This is a genomic window from Methylovirgula ligni (assembly GCF_004135935.1).
GTDB lineage: Bacteria > Pseudomonadota > Alphaproteobacteria > Rhizobiales > Beijerinckiaceae > Methylovirgula > Methylovirgula ligni.
This window is the reverse complement of sequence record NZ_CP025086.1, coordinates 3242656-3268176: the sequence shown is the minus strand read 5'-3', so window position 1 is coordinate 3268176 and position 25521 is coordinate 3242656. Positions and strand designations below refer to the sequence as shown.

At 56.8% G+C, this 25521-nt stretch carries 33 protein-coding genes and 2 tRNA genes; 19 read left to right on the top strand and 16 right to left on the bottom strand.

The window, feature by feature from the left end; genetic code table 11:
• Positions 1-165: 165 nt before the first annotated feature.
• Positions 166-405, bottom strand: coding sequence for a hypothetical protein (locus tag CWB41_RS15925; RefSeq protein ID WP_115836020.1), 240 nt, complete (start codon positions 403-405; stop codon positions 166-168).
• A gap of 73 nt (positions 406-478) precedes the next feature.
• Positions 479-718, bottom strand: coding sequence for a hypothetical protein (locus CWB41_RS15920; RefSeq protein ID WP_115836021.1), 240 nt, complete (start codon positions 716-718; stop codon positions 479-481).
• 84 nt (positions 719-802) lie between these two features.
• Here CWB41_RS15920 and CWB41_RS15915 point away from each other — a divergent pair.
• A tRNA-Gly gene (locus tag CWB41_RS15915) sits at positions 803-876 on the top strand.
• 185 nt (positions 877-1061) lie between these two features.
• Positions 1062-1337: a hypothetical protein gene (locus CWB41_RS15910; RefSeq protein ID WP_115836022.1), complete on the top strand. Its 276-nt coding sequence runs from the start codon at positions 1062-1064 to the stop codon at positions 1335-1337.
• Positions 1338-1566: 229 nt separating this feature from the next.
• On the opposite strand, the gene CWB41_RS15905 is transcribed toward CWB41_RS15910, so the two are convergent.
• Positions 1567-1794 (bottom strand): hypothetical protein, encoded by a 228-nt coding sequence (locus tag CWB41_RS15905; protein ID WP_115836023.1) that lies wholly within the window; start codon positions 1792-1794, stop codon positions 1567-1569.
• 122 nt (positions 1795-1916) lie between these two features.
• Between CWB41_RS15905 and CWB41_RS15900 the strand changes: the two genes are divergently transcribed.
• On the top strand, positions 1917-2465 hold the full coding sequence (locus tag CWB41_RS15900; protein WP_115836024.1) for a hypothetical protein: 549 nt from the start codon (positions 1917-1919) through the stop codon (positions 2463-2465).
• A 270-nt stretch (positions 2466-2735) separates the two neighbouring features.
• Complete coding sequence (locus tag CWB41_RS15895; protein ID WP_129396538.1) at positions 2736-3593, top strand: hypothetical protein; 858 nt, start codon at positions 2736-2738, stop codon at positions 3591-3593.
• A gap of 117 nt (positions 3594-3710) precedes the next feature.
• On the opposite strand, the gene CWB41_RS15890 is transcribed toward CWB41_RS15895, so the two are convergent.
• A complete protein-coding gene (locus CWB41_RS15890; RefSeq protein WP_129396537.1) occupies positions 3711-4817 on the bottom strand; it encodes a hypothetical protein in 1107 nt (368 codons plus the stop codon).
• A gap of 225 nt (positions 4818-5042) precedes the next feature.
• Complete coding sequence (locus tag CWB41_RS15885) at positions 5043-5273, bottom strand: hypothetical protein (protein ID WP_245411218.1); 231 nt, start codon at positions 5271-5273, stop codon at positions 5043-5045.
• Positions 5274-5320: 47 nt separating this feature from the next.
• On the opposite strand from CWB41_RS15885, the gene CWB41_RS15880 reads away from it, so the two are divergent.
• From CWB41_RS15880 to CWB41_RS16590, 5 genes are all read left to right on the top strand, one after another.
• Entirely contained in the window at positions 5321-5602 is a 282-nt protein-coding gene (locus CWB41_RS15880; RefSeq protein WP_115836027.1) for a hypothetical protein, read from the top strand.
• A gap of 243 nt (positions 5603-5845) precedes the next feature.
• The gene (locus tag CWB41_RS16595; RefSeq protein ID WP_425373450.1) at positions 5846-6127 is read left to right on the top strand and encodes a DUF3761 domain-containing protein; all 282 of its coding nucleotides are present in this window, start codon (positions 5846-5848) and stop codon (positions 6125-6127) included.
• A gap of 99 nt (positions 6128-6226) precedes the next feature.
• On the top strand, positions 6227-6721 hold the full coding sequence (locus CWB41_RS15870) for a hypothetical protein (protein WP_129396536.1): 495 nt from the start codon (positions 6227-6229) through the stop codon (positions 6719-6721).
• A gap of 8 nt (positions 6722-6729) precedes the next feature.
• Positions 6730-7455 (top strand): hypothetical protein, encoded by a 726-nt coding sequence (locus CWB41_RS15865; RefSeq protein WP_147301470.1) that lies wholly within the window; start codon positions 6730-6732, stop codon positions 7453-7455.
• An 89-nt stretch (positions 7456-7544) separates the two neighbouring features.
• Positions 7545-7835, top strand: coding sequence for an SOS response-associated peptidase family protein (locus CWB41_RS16590; protein ID WP_425373911.1), 291 nt, complete (start codon positions 7545-7547; stop codon positions 7833-7835).
• Here the strand turns inward: CWB41_RS16590 and CWB41_RS15855 are convergent.
• Positions 7753-8676, bottom strand: a complete 924-nt coding sequence (locus CWB41_RS15855) for a hypothetical protein (protein WP_129396534.1) — start codon at positions 8674-8676, stop codon at positions 7753-7755. The genes CWB41_RS16590 and CWB41_RS15855 overlap by 83 nt on opposite strands.
• A gap of 115 nt (positions 8677-8791) precedes the next feature.
• Positions 8792-9742: a hypothetical protein gene (locus CWB41_RS15850; protein WP_129396533.1), complete on the bottom strand. Its 951-nt coding sequence runs from the start codon at positions 9740-9742 to the stop codon at positions 8792-8794.
• Between the two features lie 273 nt (positions 9743-10015).
• Here CWB41_RS15850 and CWB41_RS15845 point away from each other — a divergent pair, with 273 nt between their 5' ends.
• Positions 10016-10390 carry a hypothetical protein gene (locus tag CWB41_RS15845; protein ID WP_129396532.1) on the top strand — a complete coding sequence of 125 codons (375 nt, stop codon included), beginning with the start codon at positions 10016-10018 and terminating at the stop codon, positions 10388-10390.
• 24 nt (positions 10391-10414) lie between these two features.
• Here CWB41_RS15845 and CWB41_RS15840 read toward each other — a convergent pair whose 3' ends face one another.
• The 5 genes from CWB41_RS15840 to CWB41_RS15820 form a co-directional block, all read right to left on the bottom strand.
• A complete protein-coding gene (locus CWB41_RS15840) occupies positions 10415-12367 on the bottom strand; it encodes a phage tail tape measure protein (protein WP_115836032.1) in 1953 nt (650 codons plus the stop codon).
• A 27-nt stretch (positions 12368-12394) separates the two neighbouring features.
• Positions 12395-12961: a hypothetical protein gene (locus tag CWB41_RS15835; protein ID WP_115836033.1), complete on the bottom strand. Its 567-nt coding sequence runs from the start codon at positions 12959-12961 to the stop codon at positions 12395-12397.
• Positions 12962-13185: 224 nt separating this feature from the next.
• Complete coding sequence (locus CWB41_RS15830; RefSeq protein WP_129396531.1) at positions 13186-13476, bottom strand: hypothetical protein; 291 nt, start codon at positions 13474-13476, stop codon at positions 13186-13188.
• A gap of 12 nt (positions 13477-13488) precedes the next feature.
• The gene (locus CWB41_RS15825; protein ID WP_115836035.1) at positions 13489-14031 is read right to left on the bottom strand and encodes a hypothetical protein; all 543 of its coding nucleotides are present in this window, start codon (positions 14029-14031) and stop codon (positions 13489-13491) included.
• Between the two features lie 12 nt (positions 14032-14043).
• Positions 14044-14337, bottom strand: coding sequence for a hypothetical protein (locus CWB41_RS15820; protein WP_115836036.1), 294 nt, complete (start codon positions 14335-14337; stop codon positions 14044-14046).
• Between the two features lie 619 nt (positions 14338-14956).
• On the opposite strand from CWB41_RS15820, the gene CWB41_RS15815 reads away from it, so the two are divergent.
• Positions 14957-15643: a recombinase family protein gene (locus tag CWB41_RS15815; RefSeq protein WP_115836037.1), complete on the top strand. Its 687-nt coding sequence runs from the start codon at positions 14957-14959 to the stop codon at positions 15641-15643.
• A gap of 520 nt (positions 15644-16163) precedes the next feature.
• Here CWB41_RS15815 and CWB41_RS15810 read toward each other — a convergent pair.
• Positions 16164-16979, bottom strand: a complete 816-nt coding sequence (locus CWB41_RS15810) for a hypothetical protein (RefSeq protein ID WP_129396530.1) — start codon at positions 16977-16979, stop codon at positions 16164-16166.
• Between the two features lie 90 nt (positions 16980-17069).
• Positions 17070-17399: a hypothetical protein gene (locus CWB41_RS15805; RefSeq protein WP_115836039.1), complete on the bottom strand. Its 330-nt coding sequence runs from the start codon at positions 17397-17399 to the stop codon at positions 17070-17072.
• Between the two features lie 449 nt (positions 17400-17848).
• On the opposite strand from CWB41_RS15805, the gene CWB41_RS15795 reads away from it, so the two are divergent.
• The 3 genes from CWB41_RS15795 (at position 17849) to CWB41_RS15785 (ending at position 20186) form a co-directional block, all read left to right on the top strand.
• Positions 17849-18934: a tyrosine-type recombinase/integrase gene (locus CWB41_RS15795; protein ID WP_115836041.1), complete on the top strand. Its 1086-nt coding sequence runs from the start codon at positions 17849-17851 to the stop codon at positions 18932-18934.
• A 295-nt stretch (positions 18935-19229) separates the two neighbouring features.
• Positions 19230-19751 carry a hypothetical protein gene (locus tag CWB41_RS15790; RefSeq protein ID WP_129396528.1) on the top strand — a complete coding sequence of 174 codons (522 nt, stop codon included), beginning with the start codon at positions 19230-19232 and terminating at the stop codon, positions 19749-19751.
• A gap of 105 nt (positions 19752-19856) precedes the next feature.
• Positions 19857-20186 carry a YbjQ family protein gene (locus CWB41_RS15785; RefSeq protein ID WP_115836043.1) on the top strand — a complete coding sequence of 110 codons (330 nt, stop codon included), beginning with the start codon at positions 19857-19859 and terminating at the stop codon, positions 20184-20186.
• On the opposite strand, the gene CWB41_RS15780 is transcribed toward CWB41_RS15785, so the two are convergent.
• On the bottom strand, positions 20178-20624 hold the full coding sequence (locus CWB41_RS15780) for a hypothetical protein (protein ID WP_115836044.1): 447 nt from the start codon (positions 20622-20624) through the stop codon (positions 20178-20180). The two genes, CWB41_RS15785 and CWB41_RS15780, sit on opposite strands and share 9 nt — an antisense overlap.
• 142 nt (positions 20625-20766) lie before the next feature.
• Here CWB41_RS15780 and CWB41_RS15775 point away from each other — a divergent pair.
• Together CWB41_RS15775 and CWB41_RS15770 are read left to right on the top strand one after the other, a co-directional pair.
• A tRNA-Trp gene (locus CWB41_RS15775) sits at positions 20767-20842 on the top strand.
• Positions 20843-21022: 180 nt separating this feature from the next.
• Complete coding sequence (locus CWB41_RS15770) at positions 21023-21718, top strand: hypothetical protein (protein ID WP_129396527.1); 696 nt, start codon at positions 21023-21025, stop codon at positions 21716-21718.
• An 11-nt stretch (positions 21719-21729) separates the two neighbouring features.
• Here CWB41_RS15770 and CWB41_RS15765 read toward each other — a convergent pair whose 3' ends face one another.
• Positions 21730-22845: a linear amide C-N hydrolase gene (locus CWB41_RS15765; protein ID WP_115836046.1), complete on the bottom strand. Its 1116-nt coding sequence runs from the start codon at positions 22843-22845 to the stop codon at positions 21730-21732.
• Positions 22846-23196: 351 nt separating this feature from the next.
• Between CWB41_RS15765 and CWB41_RS15760 the strand changes: the two genes are divergently transcribed.
• From CWB41_RS15760 to CWB41_RS15750, 3 genes are all read left to right on the top strand, one after another.
• Positions 23197-23520: a hypothetical protein gene (locus CWB41_RS15760; RefSeq protein WP_115836047.1), complete on the top strand. Its 324-nt coding sequence runs from the start codon at positions 23197-23199 to the stop codon at positions 23518-23520.
• Positions 23521-23714: 194 nt separating this feature from the next.
• On the top strand, positions 23715-24149 hold the full coding sequence (locus tag CWB41_RS15755; RefSeq protein WP_115836048.1) for an EamA family transporter: 435 nt from the start codon (positions 23715-23717) through the stop codon (positions 24147-24149).
• Positions 24150-24365: 216 nt separating this feature from the next.
• Positions 24366-25466: a sulfate ABC transporter substrate-binding protein gene (locus CWB41_RS15750; RefSeq protein WP_115836049.1), complete on the top strand. Its 1101-nt coding sequence runs from the start codon at positions 24366-24368 to the stop codon at positions 25464-25466.
• Positions 25467-25521 lie beyond the last annotated feature (55 nt).

Below are 25521 nucleotides of genomic sequence, written 5' to 3'. Positions count from 1 at the left end.
AGCCCGCGGATACGCGAGGCCCGAAACAGCAATGACGGAAATCCGGGAAAAGGGGGAGCGGAAATAATCCCGAATACGGAATAAGAGAAAAAATCCCTTTCCGCGCCGGGTGTCGATGGCGGCCGCGAGAGGAGAATCCCCCCTCAGGCCGGCTTGTCGGCCGTCTCAGAAATTGAAGAATTTTTCGCGCAGGCCGTCTTCGTACTGCTGCTTCAGCTCGATGACCTTGTTGCGGGCGTCGTCTTCGCGGAAATGCGCGTCTTCCCACTTGTCGATGTCTTCAATCGACTTCGGCGCGGTTGAAACCAGCGCTTCCTCTTCCTTGATGGCGACGATCCAGGCTTCAACGGCGGCCTTGTAGGCGGCCTGGATCTGCTCGAGTTCAGCAACGAGTTCATCGGACATAGTGTACCTCCGTTGAAGCCTGCTTAGGGGGCGATCATGAAGCCTGCGTGACGCTGGCCGAGCACGGCAAAGGTCATTTGGCTGCCGGTTTTGCAGCGCGGACGAAGCAGATTTTAGGGCCGGGCGGCAGCTTTTTCCCGGAATCCATCTGGAAAATGGTGAAGCCGGACGGGCACTCGCTGGCTTTCGACCTGACGAGGATGGTGGTGTGAATGGTCGTGTCTTTGCCCGCCGCGTCTTCTGCGGCGGCAAGCGGCGTGCCGAATGCGGACCAGCAGGAGAGGGCACAGAGGATCACCGGCAATTTTCGCATGTCCAACCTTCGGGAATTCGCGCCGGGGGAGTCGCTGGGGCGCGGTTGCAATGGTCTGGGCCGCATAGCATAGTCCGCCCGCGCGCGGGTGTAGCTCAATGGTAGAGCAGCAGCCTTCCAAGCTGAATACGAGGGTTCGATTCCCTTCACCCGCTCCAAACTATCTCATTGAAACCGCTGATATTTATGGATTTCTGATTTCTGTCAGCCGCCGCCAGACAAGAACAATAAGCGGACGGAAACGGATATAAGGCGAAAAAAGTCCCATCAAAAGTCCCAACAGTGAATCTTATTTTGTTCTCGAATAGATTCGCCGTGCGCTGACATTGGCGCGGGGGCAGGCATGTCAGCCAATCGACAGAATATCCCGCCGCCGACAATCGCCGCCTTCGCCGCCAATCGCGGGCCGCGCGTCATCGTCTATTGCGAGCGTATCGAGTGCTTCCATCATGCGGCGTTCGATGTACGGGAGTTCGGTCTGCCGGATGAGCTGCCGGTGACTGACATTCTGCGCCATCGGCGCTTCGTGTGCAGCCAGTGCGGCAATCGGCGGGTTTCGATTCGGCCCGAGCCGCCACGAGCGCCCGGCCAGTGGATTCCGGGGGAGCGGCAAGGCTGACAGTCCGCCGCCGCGCTCTGCTCGCCAGCTAATCGCCTGTCATGACTAGGCGGCGGACTGTCAGCCCATAATGTAGGCGGGAAGCATCTGACTGCCACCCTGCCGCTTGCGCCAAGTGCTAAGTTATTGATTTTCCCGCCGTCAGTATTACAGACGGCGGAAAGATCGACTTTCGTCTTCTCGTCTTCGTCAAGGCGAGAAGCGATAGAGCAGTCTGTCAGCGTGTCAGTTAGGGCGCGCCCTCGCGGTGCGCGTAAAGATCGGCAATCGCCCGTTTGAGCGCAAAGATTGCTTCGTCGCCGATGTCGCACTCTTGCGATGTCAGCGGTCGCGAGCCAGCGGATTCTAGCAGGGGATCGACTACGCTCGCGGCGATACCGGCAAGCCGGATGACACGATCATTTAAGTCGCTGGTTTTCTGGCGGTGGAGTTCGGCGGCGGGAATTTCATCTGACATGCGTTCTACTCCTGTGTTGCCCATGCGGGCGGTTGAAACGTGCGTTTCATTCAGGAGCGGGCATGTCGCCCTTACGCGCAGCGAAGCTCGCGCGAGTCGGTTAAGTTGTCAAGCTCAAGGTCATGACAAAGTTACGACTCAACAAAATGGAAGCGGCGCGGCGTCAAATCGAGGCCGCTATACGGATGACTTTTGCCGGAGCAGACCCGACAGCAACTCACTCTGTCGCCGCTGCGGCACGCGGAATAATCGCAGACCTAGCTGAGGAAAAACAAATCGAGAGCTACCTATGCTTCACGGATTGGATTGCCCCCGGTCACGAGAGCGAATTTTGGAATGCCATGAATCATTCCGCAAATTTTCTTAAGCACGCGGATCGAGACCCCGTTGAAATCCTCAAACTTGATGAGGAAGAAACGGACTTCGTCATCCTATTCGCCGCTAAGTGGTATCGAGACCTGTCAGGGGAATCTAACAGGGTACTCAGCGTTTTCATTCTCTGGTTCTCGATTAAGCATCCCGGAGTGCTTGGTGATGCCGCAAAAGCCGCGCTGCAATCGGCTGGCTTTCTTGACCAGATGGAGCAAGCGATCAAGCACGCTTCCGTATTGAGCCGAGAGAATCTTTTGCTTCTGGGCCAAAAAATGTTGGAGATGGCGGAGGCCAGATAGGCGCGCGGCTAGCCGTTCACCCCTTCAAGCGCGCCCTCATTGCCGATAGCGGAAATTTCTTGCGTTTTCTTGAAAGCTGGTATGTCGCCTTGCGCATAGCTAAGCTTTATTAAGTGGCTAAATGGCCAAGCTATGGGAACAAAATTCCAAAGAGGGAAAAGGCCCTGTGCAGGATGCAGCCGCCAATCAGGGACGAATTTGAAGTCGGCGACGTGTCTGTGATTCACAAACCGACTGGAGCAACGCGCGAGTAGCTAAGCGAGCAAAAAGATGGGGGAAGCTACAAGGAAGAGCCAGTCGAATGCCGCAATTAAAGCGGCGGAAGCTCGCTGCATCTATTGCGAGAACGGAGCTGACACTCTCGAACACATGCCGCCAATCGGCATGTTTCGCGGCCGCCAGCGGCCAAACAAAATGGCATTTGGTACTTGCGCGGCTTGCAATAGCGGGACCGGAGGGGCCGACGCCGTCGCAGCGATGTTCGCGACCCTGCATCCAGATACCCTGGTGGGAACTTGGCAGGCTGACGAAATAGACAAACGGCTTAGAGCCGTGAGGAGGTTCGCGCCCGGCGTGCTCGAAGAATTTCAGCGCGCGAATAAGAACCGATTAGACCTCGTGGCGCGGCGTAACTCCGGCCTGATGCAACGAGTCGTCCAAATTCAGGCGGATGGACCTATCACCCATGCCCATCTTTCGGTTTTCGGCGCGAAATTGGCGATGGCGCTTTATCGCGAGCATACAGGGTCGGCGCTGCCTCTGGATGGAGCCGCGTGGACTCAATTCGCGCTCAGCGGAGGAATGTCGCAAAAGACTTTGGATGATCGCATTAAAATTATGCCCATGTTCGCAACGCTGCGGCAAGGCAAGGTGCATGTGAGCGATCAATTCTCTTATCGCTTCAATTGCGATGGGCGCTCGACAATCGCGGCGGTGGCCAAGTTTCACAAAGGACTTTGGCTCACCATTGCGGCCTCTCATGACCCGAAAATCATCGCTCTTTTTGAGCAACCCGAATCTTCGCTCGTACCCGCAAGTGCCCTCGTGCGCCCCGGCCAGCTATCAAGCATTTTGACCGTCGCAACAATGGGCGGTCAGACATTACCGGTCAGCGAAGTGGCCGGTTAAGCCGAGCTTTGAGCTTGCTCGGAGCGATTTCGAACGTAGCTCGCTTTCCCGCAGAAGAAAGTGATAGGAGCGCGCGGATTGGGTGTCGCCCCCTCATCGCAAACGATGCCCATCGATTTATGGATCAAGGGGTATGTCATAGACCATTATCGTCATAACTATCTCGCGGTTCGTGTCTCCCGGATTCCCTAATACATACCTTAGGCGCGTCTCGCTTTCGATAGTCGGTCCTCTTTTTTTATGAGAGTAGTTTTCCATTGCTGCTCTAATAGTTGTTATCACGCCAGACGTATTCTTGTTCCTATTGAAAATCACGACAGAAGCTTTTGTGTCACGCCAACTCAGATACGATAACAGCTGATCCACAGTTTCGATAAATACCTTTTCCCCCCTCCAGATTTTGCACTCGGCTATGAAGATGTTGCGGCCTGCAGACTTGATAATGATGTCAGTCTTTCCCTCATAATTGAAAGTCTCGCCAGTGGCCTGCCCCTGATACTGTCCGTTGAGTTGCACAAGGAAGTGGGTCCGGATGTCTTCTTCTCCCATCTTCACAAAGGTATGAGGGCTTTGCTCCATCACCTTCGTCATGTTGTCCATGATTTCCAGAATGAATTGATATTCAGCCTCAGCTAATTCTGGCTCTGGCTGAAAGGGTGTTGTGGTCTCCGGACGCACCGGTGACAACTTCCGGCGCACTTCGGGAGCGCGGTATGTTTTTGGCGCGTCGGGACGCCGCTTCATCGGAAAGCCAAGCGAGGCAACTAGGTCTTTGCTTTTGAGTATCTGGTTTCTTCGCTCGGTTAGAATTTGCCTCGCAGGCTGCTCTATTTGGGCTGGGATATTTCCCAGATCGCGAAACAGAGTCGTCAAATGCTGTTCGATGCTCCGAAGGGTCTGCTCAAACTCCGCTTTGACTTGGGCGCCGTTCTTGTTCGTTGTCGCAACGGTAATGACGAGTTCTTGGCCGTTCACAAGTGCCGAAGGTCCCGGAAGAGTTCGATTACTTGGCTGAATATGGAAGATACTTCCATCTCCGGCGAAAGGTACGTGGAATTTTACGTAGTGCGTTGTGATTTTGCGAGTGCCTCTATCGAAGCCGTAATCGAAGCCGTTACGCGCCTCGTGAGTCTTCTCGTCTTCCTCAATCCAGACTTCTTCGCTCCGCATTTTCGGGAAATCAGGAGAATACTTGTCCCTTAACGCAGCGATCAGGTCCTCCACGGGCGTCGCCAGAATTGTGTTCTCTGAGTATGATCTCGCTTCCTGCAGTGATGTATTCGCTACACTACGAGCGACATCGAAGCACGAATGCCCGCTGAATAGGTATGATGGCTGCTGTCCGTTCATTTGAGTCTCGTAATTTACGAAAAGTGAGTTCTAAAGGCACTCCCTTATTTAGTGCGAATTCTCCGATTCGTTGCTTGAAACTTTTCTTCAGACGCGGAATCACGGACCGTCTAGTTTGCCGCGTGCATAGCCGTAAAACACGTGGGACAACGCCCGGTCTCTTGCAGCCTCCAGGTAAGCTATCTTTGCAAGTAGTGCCTTAACGGCCTCCCTTGCATCTCCCCCGCGCTCAGCAACGGTCTCGTCCGCCTCTGCCGCTAGGGAAGCTTTCTTGCCCTCGTTTGGCCGTTCTAAGGGCTCCCCCACCGCTTCCACAGCCTCTATGTTCATGATATGTTCCCCACGGTCGCATAGTCCGCAAAAGGAGTCCAGCGGTCATGGGCGAGGTTACATATTTCGTCGCGCTGCCCTTCCAGCGCACCGAGGATGGCGACCTGATAGCGGGTGACGCAATCGAGTGCATAACGGCCTCGCGCGCTGTCAGGGAGGCCGAACGGCTGGCGCGTTTAAACGCGGGCGCCATCGCTTTTTCGAGGACAGGCGATCCTGCGGTAGCCGAGTTCGCGGATGCGCAAATTCTCAGACAATTGGGAGAGTTGCCGGCAGACCTGTTCGAGGTCGTAGATGAGGGCGAGGAGTTTGAGAAAGATGATGATTAGGCGAGTGTTGCGCTTGTGAGAAGATAAGAGCACGTGCCGAGGACGCTGTGCGCAGTCTAAATCACACCCTGCCGCACCAGTACCCCCGTAGCAAATTCCGCGACGACAGGAAGGCCGGGCAACGATCAGGGGCCATCATATCGTTCGCGCTAAGGCAGCCGTCTCCAAGCCTCGCGCTCGTCGGCATCATAATTATTTTGCGATCGGTAACCCATCGTCGTCCTTGCATTCAAAGCCTAGGCTGTGCGTTATTACCCGTCAACGACTGGGAAACGCCATGAAAGTCCTAGGGGCCGCGCTGATGGCCGCTTGCCTATCGTCTGCTCAGCCCTTGCCGACACGCGCTGCCATGCGACGCCAGGCTCTTACGTCAATGAGGACGGCCAAGAGGTACACTGGCCTGTCTGCGCGGCGACGCATCAAGAAAGCGAGACTGCGATCTGCAACGACGGCTCGCATAGCTTCTCGCGTCACCATGCCGGGGCACCTGTTCGCATCATGGCGGAGTCGCGGAATGGGAGTTAGGTGCGTCCGGGGCAGGATTACGAGTAGCCGGGCCGAAACCGATAAAGCCGTAGCGCTCTTTGGCGATCTATGACGGCAAGCTGACAACTGGGAGGCTGAATGACGAAGAGTCCCTCTGTGCCAATAAGAATAACATTAAATTCGGACCAGTTTGTCGTCGGCGCGATCAGTATGATGATCGTAAATTTCATTTGCATTGTTGCGACTGCACTTATCAGCGGGATTATTTATTTCGCCTTCAGTCGTCAGGTAATTGACTTCGGCTTGAAATGCCATCTTCTTGCCCGCGCTCCAACGATAAAGGCAAGTGTCGCCGGCATGGTGGCATTTGCCATCTTCGCCTTCGCGATTATCGCATGCATACTCATTACACCTGCGCATTACGGGCTGAAATGGCTGAGTGATCGACGGCCAATTAAATTTCTAATTTTTGCCAATATATGGCTCGCCTACCTAAACGTTTTTGCCATTAGGTATCTCGGTAATGATTCATTTTACGATTGGATGACAAGTCTTCTTCTCGGTTATTTGCTGATCCGGTATCGGCAGATTTTTGTTCGCTTCATAGTTCCACTCCACCGGCTGGGTAGCTGATTATGAGAGTGGGCCTAAATGTCCTGTTGGCGTGGTTTTGGCAGGTCTTTCACCCAATCCAAACCGTCAACGATCTCCTTCAACACAAGTATACGTCGCGTGCAGATATTACATTTGCGGATAGAATTAATTCGCCGCTTGTCCAAGTATGGACGACTGGGCTAACCATCGCATTTGCAGTCGAATGGATATGGTTTTCGCTTTCAAAAATTGAGACGTCGCCTCAGTTTTTGGTACTCTATCAGATGACGGTCATCGCTATAATAGGCACCAACGTTACAATCCTATTTGGCCTCCTTCGCTTAGTTAGGGTCAATATCGATTTTATCACCCTCATAATTTGCTACTCGACAACCGTGATCTTGCTTCCAATATCTGACTTGTCACAGGTGCTCCCCTCCTACAGGTTTGTCTTGTTTCTTCGCTCGCTAAGAGAGCTGCATCAAAGCCCATGGGAAACGCTCGGTTATTTCTTTTGTCACGCAAAACAATTTATCCCTGCGCAGTTGCAACATGATTTCCTGTACAATTGGGTCGATGAGTCATCGGACTGGCTATGGCGCGCTATGTTGCTCGTTACTGGTGTATTGCTCTCTGAAGGGATAGCGCAAGTGGCTGGCGCGCCTAGAAGGCGCGTTTATATTGCCGTTGTAATGGGGCGCATCCTGTCGTTGCTCGCCTATCTAATACTACTTTTCTGTCAGGCGATGCTGCTAGTGATGAGCATGAAATGAAATTCGCGATGTGGGAGCCTTGACGCAATCCGCATACAGGCAAAGACGTTCTTTCTTGCACGCTGATCGTGACTGAGCCAACGCAATGGATGTTGCCGTATCATGACCGAGTGCCGGTCCTTTTGCAGCAAGCCGAAATTGATCGCTGGTTATCGGGCGATATGGAAGCGAGAGAATTACATCCTGCGGGCGAGACCGAGCTACGTGAATGGCCAATAGATCGGCGGATTAATCGCACTGGTGTTGGCGATGATGACTCCATGACGATTGAGCCGATAGATCGGACTTACTGCAATGCTACGATTTCTGCCTTAGCTGCAAACGCAACGCGTCGCGATAGCGATTCACATTGCCTTGCGTTCCGGCTAACCAAATGCTGAAACGCTCAAGCGCCCTGTCGAAATTCACGAAGGCTAGTAGAACTCTGTACGAAGTAACGAGTGTTGAGCAAGAAGGGTGTGGTCCCACATCGTATATTGCCTGGTTGTACGTGTTCAATCCTCCGGTGGCGTCCGCAAAACCACCCGCGTCCGAATTAGGAAAAATCTTGAGCAATGTTCCCTGATCAATTCGGTTTTGCTTAAGGACATTTCCGAGATTGGCGTTCGCATACGATAGTGCATTTCGTACCCCGACCAATTCATTTTGCAAACCGCTGTTGTCCACTCCGGAGCACGCTTGCTCGGGGTTTTGCGTCATCAATCTTGTGCGCCAGCGATCAGCTTGCGGAAGGCCGACCTTCTCGACAAGGTCCGCTATCTGTCCCGTCTCGCTCAACAGCTCGACGATAGTTTCCTTTGAAAGGTTTTCTGGCGGCAGGGGCGTAGTGGTAGTTGCAGTTAGCTTGATAACTGTGGGCGCGGGAGCGGGGACGGCCCTCCTATAAATCTCCGGGCCAAGAAAAAAGGCCGCAGCCAAGAGCATTGCCGCTGGCCACCAACGCAGTACCTTAGTTTCAAGGGAATTGCGGACCCTCTGCGATACGCGAAGCTTGATCCAGTGAAATGAAAAGCCAAAGCTCCCGATTATCAAACCCGCCACAACAGCCACATACCCACTGAGCCTACGATAGTCTTCCACGATGGAATGAAAGCCAGCATCGCAAAGAGGGACCGCGATCAACCCGCAGAAAATAAAAGCGGCTAGGTCCGCCCAGTTGAAATCTCGGTTCATTATTCTCGCACCCGCCCGTGCGACTGGGTCGCCTTCGCCAAATGCCATCTATGCAAATCCCCGAATAGCTAAAATTGCTTCGGCTTTGGTTTGAAGGCTGCTTAGAAGCAAGCCATCGTCTGGACAGTCTCAATTGCTTTGCGCTGCACGGGGCGCCGGAGTCTTACTGCGAGGGTATTACGAGAGGATAATTGGGCTGCTGAGTAGAAGGAGTGAAGCGAAAATTCGATGCGCCTCCGCTGGGCGCGAAGGATGCTGCTGGATGCGCGTGGACTCCTTCTGTCTGCCTTTGGCCCTCTGGCGCAGGAAGGCCAGCAGACGTAAAGACCTCAGCGGGAATGCTATTAGGCATGAGGAAAAAGACGAAGTTGTTCAACGCGCCGCGCCTATAATCCTCCGCGGTGATGAATAACTCGTAATGACCGAAGTGACCCAAGTCGGCTAGAGGAATTGTTCCTTCGAGTGGTAGCCTGTTCGGCGTTAGGGCTCCAGGGTCACCGCGCCAATAGATGAACCTCCTGGGAAGATCAGGATTGACGTAAAGGTGATACGCCTTCTCCCTTCCAAGAAACTTTCCCTGCACCGCTGCGCACAAAACACAATGCGGCAACTGAAAAAGATATGGATCAGGGACAAAGCTGGGATTTAGAAAAACGTCTGGCGTTTTATATTCCCTGATTAGATCGGTTCCGTAGATGCCATACCTATAAATGGCCTGGTAATTTCGCAATGTGTCTGCATCACTTAGCGGAGTTACGTTCCAATTTTGGGTTTGGGTATTGGTCGCTCCTAGAGTCGCTCCAGTTCCCGCCAAGGTGGTTGTTTTCGTGACGCTACCGGACGCCGCTGCAGCAGCATTGGCAATGCTCGATGTGAAAGGGAAGCTAAGAGACGGTGTGATTGTGTCCGTCGTAGATACTGTGCCCAGTGAAACGGATACAGAAGACGGAAACGCCCATTCATTGTCGATAAATTTTGCGACGTTATTTAAGACCTGCTTCGTGTAAAGGTCGTCCACGTTCGCCGCAATATCCCATGTGTTGTAATTCAACTGCTGGCTTGCACACCCGCAAAGGGCAGAAAGCCAAAGCGCCAGAAAAACTCGCGCCAACATAGCAGACCTCAAAATCGATCAAGCCTAAGCCAAACATTAGTATCCGCGTTTCTTCTTCCAGTCTATGTTGAGGTAGGCGAAAGGATTTTTCGTTTGACGAACTGGGTCGCCTCGCGGACCGCGCCATCGCAGGGTGGACATAGAGTTTATACCTTTGAAAACGGATGACATTTGGGGGAGCCGATGCGCCCTAAATTTATAGCGATCATATTGGCTATAGCTTTTCTCTCGCAGTCGGCGCCGGTTTGTGCGCAAGCCGCTCCGAGCGGTCCCATGCAACAAATCTTTGACGACAAGCTCCTCTCCGCCGCCGCCGGAGACATAGCAAAGATGCCTGTTGAGGAACTCAACAGCTTCAGAGATTATCTCGCCGCTTGCGATGATAGATTTTCAAACAACGAGCTTGTTAAGCACGATTGCAACGTGGCGCACGTTAAATACGACATACAGTTCAATGGATACCGAGCGTTGGACAAGGTCTTGGCGCTTCTAGATTTTTCGATACTCGCAATGGAAGCGACGGAGGGCGCCGGAAAACCGACCGACGGAAAGCTATTCGCCCGGGTCGAGGACATTTGCAGCAAATTGCAGCATTGGACCAATCTCGCATATGCATTTGTGGCTGTCCGGCAAGCCCACAATCATTGATCGTGCCGCTTGCGAGGCACAGAATTATGCGTTTTGCAGACTTGTTCCCGGCCCGATGAAAGAGCCGTATCCGTCCGGGCCGCCGTGAATTCCAAGCGGCATTGTCATCATGGCAATCTGCCGCTTCATTACGGCCTTCGTCAGCACCTTGTTGTCCAGCTTCACTTCTAACGGCACTGTCACTTGCACGTTGCGCGGCGATTTCGGGACAACGCTCGACATAGCCATGTCAAAACGCCTCACACCATCCCATGCGTCGTCGCCGTGCCTGACCTTCCAGCGCGCGCCATCCTCCATATAACCAATCTGTGTTGCGCCTCCGGGACCATAAGCGAGGATGTTGCCACCCGCGTCGGCCTTGATGATCGTCGCGCCATTCGACGGGGACAGTGCGGGGCTCACAAAGCCGCTCTTGTGATAGATCGGGTTCTTGCCGAGATAGCCGCCGGGCGCGGCAGGGATGGCCCAGGTCTTTCCCGCGAGGCCGCCGATGGCAGATTCGATCTTGCCGAAGATTCCGCCAAGGGCTGACAAGGCTGACACGAAAGCGTTTGTCGCGGATGTCAGCGGACTCATGGTGCTGGCGAGGCTGGCGAAGCTCTTGCCGAGCGGGCTAAACACGGTGCCGAGCGTCCTGAATCCGTTGACGACCGCAGCGAGCGGCCCGAGCAGGGCATCGAAGCCGATTTCCTTCACGATATTCGGATGCTTTTGGGCGAATGCGCCGATGCTCGTGAACATGCTCGTGACGGCTGACATGACAGGGATGGCGGCTTGCTCCAATGGCGCGCCGATGGCCATCATCATTGAGCGATATTGCGCGTCGAAAGCCTTGTCGACTCCCTTCGGATCGTTCCTGACATAGCTGCTATAGGCCGCGTCGAGGCCCTGACTCTGGCGAAAGATCGATAGGTCTTTGTTGATTTGCGCGACGAAGCCGGGGTCCGAGAACATATCCAACATTCGGATAACGTTCCTATTCCGTCCGATCTTCGAGAGGATCGAGTCGCGCTCCGGCCCTTCCTTGATCCCCGCCGCGTCAAGGTGCGGGAGCAACGCTTTCTGGACCCAAGCGTAAGGATCGCTTCCGTATTGCAGCGAGCCCGCGATTGCGCCCGGCTGCATATTCACGCGGCCACCCCTGTCAGTCGAAACCTTGTGCGGATCGATCATGCCGATAGCGCGCAACGTCTCGTATTGCTGTTTCGAGATTGTCAGCGCGCCGCTCGTAAATTGTCCGAGGGATGCCAGCGCGGTGCCGAACCTATCGCCGCCAAGGTCTGCCATGACAACAGCGCCGGGGCCTGCCAGAAAGTCGGGAGCCGCCCGCTGCCAGTATGCACCGCCGGTCTTGGCCGCGTTGAGAAAATCGCGCGCTGACAACTTGCCGCCCGACGCGGAAATATCTTGAACGAACGATTCGAGGAGCTTTTGTGCGACCGCTTGCTGAATAGCGTTGCCGCCGGTCAAGCCCTTCATCTCCAGCGAGCGCCAAAGCTGATGCCCCGCGCCGTCGGCGGACTGCCCCGTCAGGTTTTCAAGCAAGGCTTCGATCTTCAAAGCCTCGGGAGTCTCGGAGATCGCCTTTGGAAGTGATCCAGTGACGACGCGCAACTGCCCGGCGGTGCGGAGAATGTCAGCGCCGGTCGCGGTCGGGACAAGGCGCGCCATTTTTTCATAAGCGGCGGCTGTCAATCCGGCGACCTGCGCATGAGAGAGGCCAGCGCGAGCCAACTGGTTTTGGACGTCGAGCAATTCCTTGCCCGCGTCCGCCGCGCTCTTAAGGCCGGCAAGGATGCCGCTTGCCGCGAAGGCAGATAATCCGAGTGTCAGCGCCGGGCCGAGGCGAGCGAAGGACTTTTCGAGCGTCTTGGCGCTTACGTCCAGCCCGAGCAATTGTTTCGACAGCGATGAGAGAAACGCCGGGGCATTCGAGGTCATCTGCAACGCAACGGCGATCTTGTAGACGTTTGCCATGTCAGTTGAAGCTTTCCTGTGTCAGCGTTAGGACGCGAGATAGACGGCAGGCGCCGCAGCCGGGCCATGCCAATCCTGCCAAGACTCGGTGCCTGTGAATGTCAGCGGCAACGCGGTGACGGCAGCGCCGGGGAGCGTCAGGGCCGATACGGGGCGCGGGTCCGAAAGGTCCGAGCGACCAAAGACCGACTCAATCTCTTGCGTCGAGCCGTCGATTGCCCGCAGCGTCAGGTTGCCGACTGTCATCGTCACCACGAAATAGCTGCCGGCGAGAAGCGCAACGGGAATCGGGTTGCCGTCTCCGTCAGTCGGAACCTGCCAAAGCGCGCGGCCAACCTGCGGGATTCGCACATCAACGGTGAGGACAGGAGCGCCGGACGGAACGCCATTGATGGCGCTGTAGAGAGCAACCTTGACGACGCCTTGCTGTACGGACAGGCTGGTAGAGACTAACTCGATTGCTGTCAGCTCAAGATTTTCTGTCAGCGTGAAGGGTGTTGCCAGCAAGAGGCCGGATTGAAGCGGGGCAGATTTGAAGCGAGCGCCAGCGGGCGCAGCCGCGTAGTAGCGGCCTGCGAGGTACGAAACAGTCATTTTGGAATTTCCTAACTTGGAGAGTTGGGCGTGTCAGCGTCCGCGATGGCGGTTGCGAGCGCGGGTCAGTTCGGCGCGAGCGATAAGCTTCGCGAAGCGGCCGAGTCGTGCCTTCCGGCATGTCGCGCAACGCGACTTATGGTCAATAAGGACGGTTGCGGTTATGCGGGGAGTCAGTTTGCGGCGGACAATGAGCGGGCGGCGTGTCAGCGTGGTAGAACGTGTCATGCCGAGCCGTATTTTTTTCGAATGTCAGTCCAAAACCGTTCGCGCTCGGCTTCAAGGAGCCGCGCGGCTTCGCGCTCGGCCAACTCGCGCAACTGGCCGTCGCGAATGATCGCCCGTTCCTCGGGAGTGAGCTTGCCCCAGGCATCGGCGCGAGGAACATCAATCCCGATCTTGGCGAGGTCTTGCGCGTTGCGGCGCCTGATGTAGGCAATGGATTCGTTATTGGCGATTTGCTTTGTGGCGGCGGCAAATTGCGCCGCTGACATTTTCAGAGCGTCGGATGTCATGGGCGGCTTCCTTTAAGCTGCGGCGGCTTTTTCGGCGGCGGTTTCGCGAGCGATCGAGGCGCTAGATTCGAGGGCGATGGTCGCTGCCATAGAGCGCAGCGCGTCGCCGATGTCAGTAAGGTGCGCGCGGATGTCTGCCTCGGATTCGCTGCGGCCTGTGATTCCGCGACGGGCTTCTTCAAGCCGCTCCACCACGCGATTGATCGCGGTAATGGTCGGCGCGCCGACGCGCTGCGCCCATGCAAGACGTTGCTGGCGACGAAGCTCAAAGTGACGGGCGTCTTCTGCAAGCTTGCGACGGTCTGTCAGTTCTCGCTGCCAGTCAGCAAGATCGGCGGCGGCAATGGCCTCAATTTCAGCGATGGCAGATCGCGCAATGTCAGTTGCCTCTTGCGGTGTGGCGGCGCGGAGGAGACGGGCGTGTTCGCGCGCATGGAGTGCGTCGAGTTCTTGCCAGCGTTTCGAGCCTTCGCGGGCCTTCAAATAACCGGCGCGGAGGTCCAAGGCGAGGTCGCGGCGTAGCGCAGCGGTTGCGATGTCGGTTTCAAAGCTCATTGGGATTCCTTGTCAGCGATGGTTTGCGAATACGGAGAGAGCTGCGTTCAGAAGCTCTTGGCGGACTTTTTCCGCGTAATAGCGGGCTGCGGCGATAATCGCGTCGTCAGCGCGCGGCGTGCCAGTAATGCGAAGCCGGTTAAAGTAGCGACTGTCGGCTTCGCGCATTCGGCGGGCGTAGAACGCGAGCGTGCGGATATTGACGTCGAAGGCGGCGGCGATTGCGGCATTTGACGCGCCGTTGCTGATGGCGAAGTCGATTGCGAGCCTATCGTCAGATTTTGAGAGGTCGAGCGGTCTGGCCATGCTTTAGCCCTTGGGGATTGAGCGCGCCCGTCAGTCGCAATTTTCCCGGAACGGCGGACGGGCGCGTGTCGCCGCGCGCACCCGGTGATGGGACGGGGCGCCGGCAAGCGATTGATGCGGGGGAGGCAACAAAAAACCCGGCGCGCGGGCCGGGCGAAATTTCGTCGATTACAATTCTGACAATACCCGAAAGTACGTGAATGACGCAATTCGCGTTTGCGACTGTTGCACATTCTATTTTTTCAAAATTTGAATTAGGTCCACGAGTAGGAGGCGCCCGGTATTGGCCTCGCGCAAATCGAAGGTCGGGGGGGATTGCTCGAATGCGAGCCGTGCGCCCGGCACTGACATGGCGCGGTGATGGCGGCGAAGGGGGTAACGTTTTGTGACCCCCTTGCGTCAATGGCGCGATCTGAGCCTGACAATTTAGCCGAGCGTCATGTGCCGAGCATGGTGATGATTGGTGCTCTAGCAGCCCTCAATTTTGAGGAATAAAGCAAAATCAATTAGTTAGGAAGCGAAATAGCGAATTGATTGTCAGGTTGCATTAGCAAGTTGACAAGCTTTGCAGCTTTGATCTATGTCTTGATGCAAGCTGACAAGTTGACAGGGGAATGACATGGCCGTCTATTCATATGCGCGCGTTTCAACTCGTCGTCAGGCCGATGATGGCGAAAGTCTCGACGTGCAACAGCGCATTGTCGCCGGATATGCACAGATGCACGGCCTAGAAATCGGTAGGAGCTTCGTAGAGCGGGGAGTCTCTGGTTCGGTGCCATTGGGCGAGCGGCCCGAGGGATCGTCTCTATTGGCCGTCCTAAAGCCCGGCGACGTGGTTATCGCAGCCAAGCTAGACCGCATGTTCCGCAGCGCCGTTGACGCACTGGAAAACCTCGACGCGCTCAAGAAAGCTGGCGTCAGCTTGCACCTTATCGACCTTGGCGGCGACGTGACCGGCAACGGTATCGCCAAGTTGGTTTTCACCATTTTGTCAGCCGTGGCCGAAGCCGAGCGTGATCGTATTCGTCAGCGTATCGCGGACGTTAAGACCGATCAGAAACAGCGCGGTCGGTATTTGGGTGGGAGGCGCCCCTTCGGCTGGCGGCCCGTCGATGGAAAACTTGTAGATGACGATGCCGAGCAACGCGCGATTAAGCTGATGCACAAGCTTTTCAAGACAGGCTTGTCATTGCGCGCCATTGCCGAGTCCGTGCGAGCAACAGGCGTCGAGATTAGCCACGAGGGCGTCGCCAAAGTGCTTGCCAGAAAGCCGGGCTGGAAATCCACGCACCTTATTGACCACTGACACGGCTGACAGGACGGTTACAGCGTAACGATTCCCGCGCGAGCCGGACGCATTGGTCCAGTTATCCATCTGTACCGATCGGTAAAGTGCCGTCATTTGTTGTATCCGGCGCTATGGGGGGAATCCCTGTCAGTTTTGGCTATCTGCCGAGACGATTCGCCAGCCTGAAATGGCGTTCTGTGCCGTTGTCGTGCCGTGGTGCATTTGACAACGGTCTGAGGCCGTCTCCGTTGCCCAATGTTGCCGGCGTGTCAGTCCCGAGCATTCCCCGGTTTTGGGGAGTGCTGGCGAGACGTTTGCAACCCCGTTAAAATGACGGGTCAGGCCGTTGCCATCCAAGCGTTCGCTTCTGACTTTCTCGGCGCCGGAATTTTCCCTCGATCCTATCTGACGGTCCATCCAAGCGCAGAGGCAATTTCTGGCGGCAGGTTCCACATGCGACCCGGAACGCTCTGCGGCTCGCTTGAAACTCCATTGGCGCCCGCCTTTTCGGCGGTCGTCTCGGAATCCCTTCTATTAATTATCTTTGCGTCAGACGGACTTGTGCCATTGTCCTTATTTGCACCAGACGGACCTGTGCCAGACGGACTTGTGCCCGCGCTATCGCGGCGGCGATACCAAGTGCGACGGCTGCTCCTTCCGCTTCCCAAGGCTTCTGTTGAGACGCGCTTGCGGCTTCGTATTCCTTCCGGCTTACGGCTCCGGCCTGCCGCCGCGCAATTTCGTGCCGCTCTTTGTCGGCCTGCCTTTCGGCTTGCCGCCGCGCCTGCGGTGATCCGCCCTGCCATCCTATTTGCCACGACTGCGCCACCCGCCGTTCCTCCTCAGTGATTCCCAGAATTTCACCGGCCTCGTCAGCGCCGACAGGAATGTAGTGCGGCCGGCCGAGACGCTTAGATTCGTTAGACCGCCATGTCAGCGTCCATTGCGTTTGCCGCTCGATCTCGTCGGTGATCTCGTCCGCGTCGAAACCGCAGTCAGCCATTGCGCGCCGGAGTGTCGCGACGTTCAGCCTGAATCCTCTCAGGTCCGGCGGGAACGATGACAGATAGTTTGCCGCGATAAACATCCACGCCTCGGGATCAAGCATCTGTCCGAGGCTGGCCTTGTAGAGCGCGACTCGTGCTAGATGATTGAGCCTGAGAGCCGCGTGCTGCCGCATGGAGAGGCGCGACTCGTGGTTTGGCCGCGCCGATGTCTTAGCCTTCAGCTTTTTCGCGAAAAGCGCGTTTGGATTCTTCCTATCGGACAATATATCGCGACGCTTTGAAGTATTTTCGCGCTGATTTTTATGTTTAGATTCGGATTTATGATTTACATTTGTATTGATATACATTATATTCTTCTTGTGTGTAGTTTGATATGACTAAGCCCGGCACCGTTAGAGCGGTGCCGGGCTTTTCTTTGCTATCAGACGTGTCAGCGACTATGCCTTGCGCCGATCAAGGCGGCTGGCAACCTCGTCTGCAAGTTCATCAGCGAGTCTCATCACGCGATATGCGTCGGCCATATACCGCTCGGACATTTCGTCAGAGGATGAGTCGGGAAAGTCAGACACAATGTCGTCTGAAGCCTTTACGAGCGCCATCCCTACCAAGTGCAGAACGGCGTCTTGACCGTACATGCCAATCCATTCTGCGACTTGTTTTAGGTGATCGTCTTTCGCGATCTCGCGGTACATGCGGCAGTATTCGGGGCCGGTCAGCGTGCGGCCTTCCGGCGGGATGGAATTGGGGTCAATGTCGAGATAATCCATGTCAGTTGTCCTTTCTTAAGCGACGCGCCGAGATGACTCGGCTATGCGCGCCGCGACGCCAGCGTGATATTCCAGTTTGCTCAGCATGATTTGATTGCCGACCCTGAAGGCTCCCGGCAGGAGTCCCTTTGCAAGCCGACGCCGGACGGTGTGCGGGCAAACGCCGATGTAAGCAGCAATCGCCGGGGCGCCGTCGATAGTGTCGCTGGCCGTGCCAGTCTTCGTTGCGGTCATTGTCTTTCCCTCGCGCATAAAAAAGCCCGGCGCTGCGGGAGCGTCGGGCGGGTTTCCGTCAATACATTTATGACATTAAGCGGAGTGCGCTTAGGTGAGCAATCGCGAACATCGATTGTTGCACATTGTTCTTGGATGTCAGCGCATGTCAGCCGTTGCCGCGTGCGCAGAGAGTCGCCATACTGCGGGTATTCAGCTTAATCGCGGTATGGCCGATGTCGATTTACAAGCGCGAAGGTTCGCCAAACTACACTTACGACTTTCAGTTCAAAGGCCAGCGATTCGCCGGATCGACCGGACACGCGAACAAACGCGATGCCGAGGCGCGCGAGCGAGAGATTCGCGAGGAGCTAAAGCGGCAATTCGCCAATGCGCGAAGCTTCGATGCCGCGCCGATGACAATCGATGAGGCAGCAGGGCGATATTGGGCTGAAGTCGGGGAGCGCGCCAAGTCGCACCGCGACATAAATTGGTCGCTAGTCTACATCGTCAAGAATCTCGGGCCTGACAAGGCGATTGCCTCGATCACCGACTCCGATGTTGCCGCATTGGTCGCGCGGCGGCGCGGCGATCTTGTCAGCTACCCAAAGATGATCGCTGGCAAGATGGCGAAAGAGCGCATTCCGAAGCGCATATCAAATTCGACGGTCAATCGCAGCGTTATCGATCCGCTCCGCCGAGTCCTTCGCCGGGCTGAGCAGAATTGGGGCGAGACTGTCGGCAGGATCAATTGGCGCGTCCATCGCTTGCGGGAGCCTGTCGAGCGCGTCCGGTTCGCGAGCGCAGAGGAGGAGGCGGCGATCTTTGCGGTACTGCCGTCGCACTATCACCCCGCCGTCCGGTTCGCGATCTTGTCAGGGCTGCGGGCCAGTGAGCTTTGCGGGATGAAATGGACTGACATTAATTGGTCCGGCCTTATCATCACCGTGCGAGGGAAGGGCAACAAGACCGCGCCAATTCCGCTATCCGCCGCGATGATCGAAATTCTTGCCCCTATGCGGCCCAGAGACGCCGTAGGAACGCCAGTTTGGCGGAATATGAGCAATGAGCCGATGACGTATCGAAGCTTGTCGGCGGCCTTCGTAAAGGCTTGCGAGCAGGCGGGGGTCGTCGGCTTGCGGCTGCACGACTTACGGCACACCTGCGCCACCCGGCTCTTGCGCTCGACAGGCAATTTGAAGATGGTTTCGCGGTTGCTCCGGCACAGCGATGTTTCAACCACGGCGAAATATGCGCACGTGCTGGACGACGATCTGCGCAATGCTATGAATGCAATGGAGCCGGTGAAAGTCCCATCATAACCCCCATCATATATGCCTTAAGATACTGATATAGATGGATTTTATTGATGCCTTCCAAGCTGAATACGAGGGTTCGATTCCCTTCACCCGCTCCAATTAGGGTCGTCGAGACATCGTGCTGACACGCGCGGGGCAGGCGGCAGGCGTGTTACGGCTCGACGTGACTTTCTGAGGCAAACCTCCCAAGTTCAGGTTGGCCGACCGTCGCCACAAGCCCAGAAACGCCACTCGCATTTTCTCAGATTATTGATTTATTGTGACGCTCCAGCCGCATCCTGCGCCGGGGGGTGACTTCATGAGCAGCTATTTTCGAGTCTACGGTCCCTTTGTGTGTGACAAGCTCGAAATCAGGAAGAAGGAGCGGCAAAAGCAATTCTGGGAAACGGTCGAAAGCGAAGTGGAGTACCTTCCGCCCGCTCAGGGCGTTTATCTTTTTTCTCTCCGCAATGGCTCAAACTACATGCCGCAGTATGTGGGGATTACGCAGAAGCAAGGCTTCCATAAAGAAGTCTTCAACAACGCTAACCTCACCAAAATCCTTGGCGATTGGCGCGGTATCAAAGGCACTCTTTGTATACACCTACTTGCGCGCCCCAAGGATAAACAAAAAGGATTCTCAACGAACGTATCAAAGGAAGTACTCAAATATCTGGAGCGTCTAATTCTCGCGTGGGGAAGAAAAAAGAACCCGAAAATGTTAAATATTGCACACGCAAAGTTTCTCGACTCGGTCGAGATAGAAGACATTACAACGAACTTCTCTAAGGGTAAGGCGCGCCAGCCAATAAGCTCATTTCGAAATGCCATCCACTGGTAAACCCGCTGAAGTATCTCGGAGGTTAATAGAAGAGTTAAATATCTGGGGTCTCGACCCCCAGGCAGGCGTTTCATTCTTTGACTTATTTTTTGGTTGGAGAACGCCATGATTGTTGCGACGACCAATGATCTTGCCGGGTATCGTATTGTCCGTCATCTCGGCCTTGTGCGCGGGATCACCGTGCGGTCGCGCAGCGTGATCGGAAACTTCGTCGGCGGTTTGCAATCCTTCTTCGGCGGTCAGATCGGCGCTTTCGTCCATCTGGCGGAAACCGCGCGGCAGGAGGCTTTCGACAATATGTGCGAACACGCGCGGCAGGGCGGCGCCAATGCCGTCGTCGCCATGCGCTATGACGCCAACGAGATCACCGACGGGATCACCGAGGTTCTGGCCTACGGCACCGCCGTCTGGGTCGAGCCGGTCGGCTCAAGTTGACGGCTTGCCCTTCAGCACCTGCCAGCTCTTTTCCGCTTGCGCCAGATAGTTCTGCGGCGCGTCGAGGAAATAGACGAGCGAGGTGGCAGAGGTGAAGCAATAGAGCTTGTGGGTGTCGGGGTTGATCCAGTTGATCGAGCAGTCGGCCGGAATCAGTTTGCCGGCAACGAGGCCGATCGGATCATTGTCGTCGAAGACGCCGTTCATTTTCACCGGCGGGACGACCCATTTCCAGACGCCCTTGCCGGACTTCTGCGCCGCGGCGATGCGCGGATCCTGCACGGTGTCCGCCATGTCACTGTCGAACGTCTGCTGCGTTTTGGCGCCGGGTGGCGTCGGCTCGGCGCTTTGAGCCAGCGCCGCGCTGCCGAAGGCTCCGAAGGCGAGGGTCGAAAGTGCGAGGAGCGCGCCGCGCAGGCGGTCAACAGGTCCGGCCATCGGGAATCTCCGCAAAATTGCTTCGCCGGGATTATAGGCTCTTGATCCGGCTTTGACAGTGCGCCCCGCAAGATGTGAACGCTGCGATCGGGCCAGGAGCCGCTTGCTTTGCGGGGCCGCCTGCGGCTAATACGGGGGCGCTAGGAGTGTAGCTCAATTGGTAGAGCACCGGTCTCCAAAACCGGGGGCTGGGGGTTCGAGTCCCTCCTCTCCTGCCATTCTGCCATATCCAAGAAAAACATAGAGATATGGAGTTGGCTCCGCGCCGGAGAGCTTTTCGGGGCCGCTTGAGCCTCCGGGTCTGACCGAATATCTTCCACTCCGCATCGCTCAAGATTACGCCTCCTGGGGCGGGGCGGTTTCCGTAAATTGGCCCGTGGCGGCGGCAGGAGATTCTGGTGACGAGTCCCGGCTCGATATTATCGCCCGGCCGGCCGACGGTGCTCACGATCGCAACGCCTGACTACCTGAATCGCTGGCAGTTCTGCATCGACAGCCAGAGGCTATACTGCAACGGACACGGGTATGAGCACGCAATTATCCGCCAGCCTGAATCGTCGTTGCATCCCAAATGGGCGAAGCTCGAGATCGCGCTAGGGTTCCTGATCTCGGGGATAGATGTCCTGCTGATTGATTGCGACGCGGAAATCGCCCGCGATTGCCCACCCTTCACCGATGTTCTCGCGACATCGGCGGAGCACGATTTCTTTTTTGTCCGCGGCATCTCGGGGCGCGTGAACTCCGGCGTGCTCATCTTGCGCGGCGGCGCAGACAGGGCCTCCTCGGCGCTTCTGCGCGATTGTCTTGCCCATCGTCTGGATAAGGTGCCGCCGGAGGACTTCGTATCCGAAGAAGGCGAGAACGGCCACATAATCCATTTTGCCAAAAAAGAAGCCTACGCGCGGTTCGGCAAAGAGCTCGGGCTGGAATGGAACTGCTCAAACCCGGCCCGGGCGCGAGATGCGTTCATTCGGCATTATACCAATCGCCTTCGCGCGGCTCTCGAAGCCGGCGAATTCAGGCCGCCCGGGGATGAAGATCACATCGATCCACGTGGGCCCGAGCCTCGCCCGGCCGGCGCCGGACGAGGGTGATGGCTCCGCCGTTACGGCTTGGCGAAGGTCAGCGCCGGCGCCTCGGGCCGTGGCACCAGCGGCGCCGAGACGATGGCCGGCGCGTCGAGATTCTGGGTCTTGAGGTCGATGCTGCGCAAAACCTGATCGTCATAGGCTTTGACGTAATAGACGAGGTTGGTGAGATCGGCGACCGCCGACCATTCGGTGAACTCCCACTCGCTTTCGCCGCCGCTGTCCGGCCGAATCCAGCCCTTTGGAATGTCGAAATTGTTGAGGATATGTTCGGCGGCGCGCACGCTGGCAATGCCGTCGGGCTGGCGCTCCGCCGAGGCCGCATAGCCCAGCGCGCGGACGAAGCGGGAAGGGGGAGTCGGATCGCCGGGGATGCCGAGCAGACCAGAGCCCTGGCCGAACGATGCCACCGTCTGGCCGCCGATCTGCAGCGGCGGCGCATTGACCGGCGAAATCTTCACGTAGTTCCGAAGGTTCGTCACCTGCCAGTCGAAAGGCGGCGAATTGGTCATGACGCCGAAGGGATTGTCATAGACTTTCAGCGTGCCGTCGATCGGCTCGATCACCAGCGACCCGCCGGAGGCGTCGTGCAAGGTATAATGCACCGGCGGCGCGAAGCCGAGATGGATTTCCTTGATCCCGACCACCGCGATCCCGGACAGCGCCGCCTTAACCTCGGCGACGGTGGCGAAATTGGTCAGCGCCCAGGTCAGGAAATCCCAAGGGGCAAGCGACTTGGCAGGGTCTGTTTTCGAGGCGTCGGCGTAGCCCGCATAACCGGGGAAATAGAGTATGCCGCCGGCGAGGCCCTTCTCGTTCAATCCATCGACCAGGATCGGGTCGCCAACGCCATTGAGTCCAACAGCCGCATATTTGCTCGTCCACTTCATCGCGCCCGGTTTGCCGTCGGCGCCGGTGGAAGCGAGCGCAAGGTGGCGCGGAATAAGAAGCGCGGCAGATTTCAAGTCGAAGCCGAATTCCATCGTGCGCCCGTAAACGATGCCGCCGCTCTGGGTACGGATGACGAAGCTGGTGCAGGCTTGCGCACCTGTACCCAATGTGAGGGTCGCGGCCAGCAGGGCTGCCGTGCAGCGGCGGGAAATTTTGGAAAACAGATCTGCTTTCGAACGCATCGAATGTCTCCTGTGGCCCCCCGCCATGCGAGTTCCGCGGCCTTCTGGAGAACAGCAAACGTGCTCGCCATTATTCGAACAATGGGCGCGCATGCCTTAAGAGCGGCTGACTGGATCGGGCGCTGACCCGCAACCTGTTGCGATATCCCGATATTTCCTTAACTGGCGCTTTCGCGCTTAGGTCAAAACGATGGAATGAGAGAGCGGGACTTAAGAGCCGGCTGACGGCTTCGAACCCTCAAAGCGCACAACCGGGATAATCATTTGTTCAGCCTTTCTCCCTAGCGTGTGCCGATTATTGGCGAGGCCGGTTTAGGCACTTCCGCCGGCTTTTAAGTATCGAGATTTGAGATGGAAATTTACATCGTCGTATGTAAGCTCCGCTCGAAGCCTGTGTACGAGAGCTTTTGCGAGAGCATCAAGGCGCTCAGCGATGCCTGGTGGCATTGCGGTGAGCCCACTTGGCTCATCAGAAGCGCCCTTCATCCCCGGCAAATCAAAACGAAGCTCGCGGCGCATCTGCTGTCCGATGAGCAGCTCCTCATCCTCGCTTGCAAGGAAACAGCAGTCTGGGATGGGTTCGACGACGTTTCGGCTATGTGGCTGAAGGCAGCGTTCAAGCAAGCCTCCGCCGCAAGGTCAGGCCGCCAGTCTCCTCACTACGCCGCCGAATAATCGCCCCACCTGGATCAAACGGCAGATCATCCCGTCGACGAACTTCGTTGTTCCCTAACCGGCGCTTTCGCGATTGCATCAAAACGCGGGGAGGTCGCGCCGGTATCGCGAGCGGTGCGTTTATGTCGCCGCGGGCTCGACATCTGACATTCGCCGGCTTAGAGGCCGCGCGAATTATATTTGAGGGAGAAGTGATGCCGTCGGTCTTTTCCTGGCAGGTTTGGGCCGGGCTTTCGGCCTTTTTCGCCGCCCTGACGGCGATCCTGGCCAAGCTCGGCGTGGAAAACATCAATTCGAATTTTGCGACCTTCATTCGAACGGGGTTCGTGCTGCTTCTCACGCTGGCCGTCGTCAGCGTGGCGCGGCAATGGCAGCCGCTGAATTCGATCTCGGGCCGCAGTTTTCTCTTCCTGGCGCTCTCGGCGCTGGCGACGGGCGCGTCGTGGCTTTGCTATTTTCGCGCGCTCCAGCTTGGCGAGGCGGCCAAGGTCGCCCCGATCGATAAGCTCAGCGTCGTCCTCGTCGCGCTATTCGGCGTCGCGTTCTTGGGGGAGAGGCTCAGCTTCGCGAATTGGCTGGGCGTTGCCTTCATGGCGCTAGGGGCGATTCTGGTGGCTTTTAAGTTTTAAGACCCACCGGCAGGCGCCCGCGTGCGGGCGCGCCAGAGGGCGAGACGATTTTATCCCGTGCCAGCAAGCTTATCTGTTTATTGCCGAATTTCATTGTATATAAAAATTATAGACATAGTCGTTGACTTCGTTTCAGAAACTCGCTTCTTTTGGCGCTCGCGAAGCCGTGAACACAGCAGTCGGCGGTCGTTTTGGTGTCTCCTTGAAGGGGGTTTTATGCGTATTCCTGGTTTTAAGACATTGCTCGCGGTCGGCTTTGCAGGCGTTGCCCTGACTGCCGGCGGCTGGAGGGCTGCGCAAGGCGGCCAGTCCAATACTTTGCTCAATGTTTCCTATGATCCGACCCGCGAACTTTATGATGCGATCGACGACGCTTTCGCGGCCGATTACCTGAAGAAGACCGGTACGAAAGTCACGATTCAGCAGTCGCACGGCGGCTCTGGCAAGCAGGCGACGGCTGTCGTCAACGGCCTGCAGGCCGATGTGGTCACGCTCGGCCTTGCCCAGGATATTCTCGCGATCCAGAAGGCGGGGCTTATCAAGCCCGGCTGGCAGGCAAAATTCCCCTATAATTCCGCGCCTTATACGTCGGCCGTGGCCTTCCTCGTGCGCAAGGGCAACCCCAAGCACATCCATGATTGGAAGGATCTGCTGCAGCCGGGCGTGCAAGTGATCACCGCGAACCCGAAAACGAGCGCCGCCGGGCGCTGGGCTTTCCTCGGCTTCTGGGGCGCGACGGCCGGCGCCAAGACCTATGACCTTTCGACCAAGGAAGGTCTGGCGGCTTCGATCGCGGATGGGCAGGCGGCGAAGACCTTCCCCGTCTACGACAATGCGGCGGCGCGCGCGTCCATCGCCGACCTCTACAAGCATGTGCCGGTTCTCGACACCGGCGCGCGCGGCGCCACGATCACCTTCGCCCAAAAAGGCCTCGGCGACGTGCTGCTGAACTGGGAGAACGAGCTTTATCTCGCCACGGACGAATTCGGCAAAGACAAGTTCGAAATCGTCTATCCGTCGACCAGCGTTCTTGGCGAGCCGCCGGTCGCCGTCGTCGATTCAGTCGTCGACAAGAAGGGCACCCGCGATGTGGCGACGGCCTATCTCAAATATCTTTATACGCCGGAGGCGCAGGACATCATCGCGCAATGGCATTACCGGCCCCGCGACATCGACGTCTACAAGAAGTATATCGACTCCTTCCCGGCGCTGAAGCTGTTCACCGTGGATCAGACCTTCGGCGGCTGGCCGAAGACCAACAAGGCCTTTTTCGCCGACGGCGGCGTGTTCGACCAGATCTACAAGCCGACGAAATAGGGCTTGGAAATACAGCGTGCAGCCGGCCGGAGCCCAACCCCGGCCGGCTGCCGCG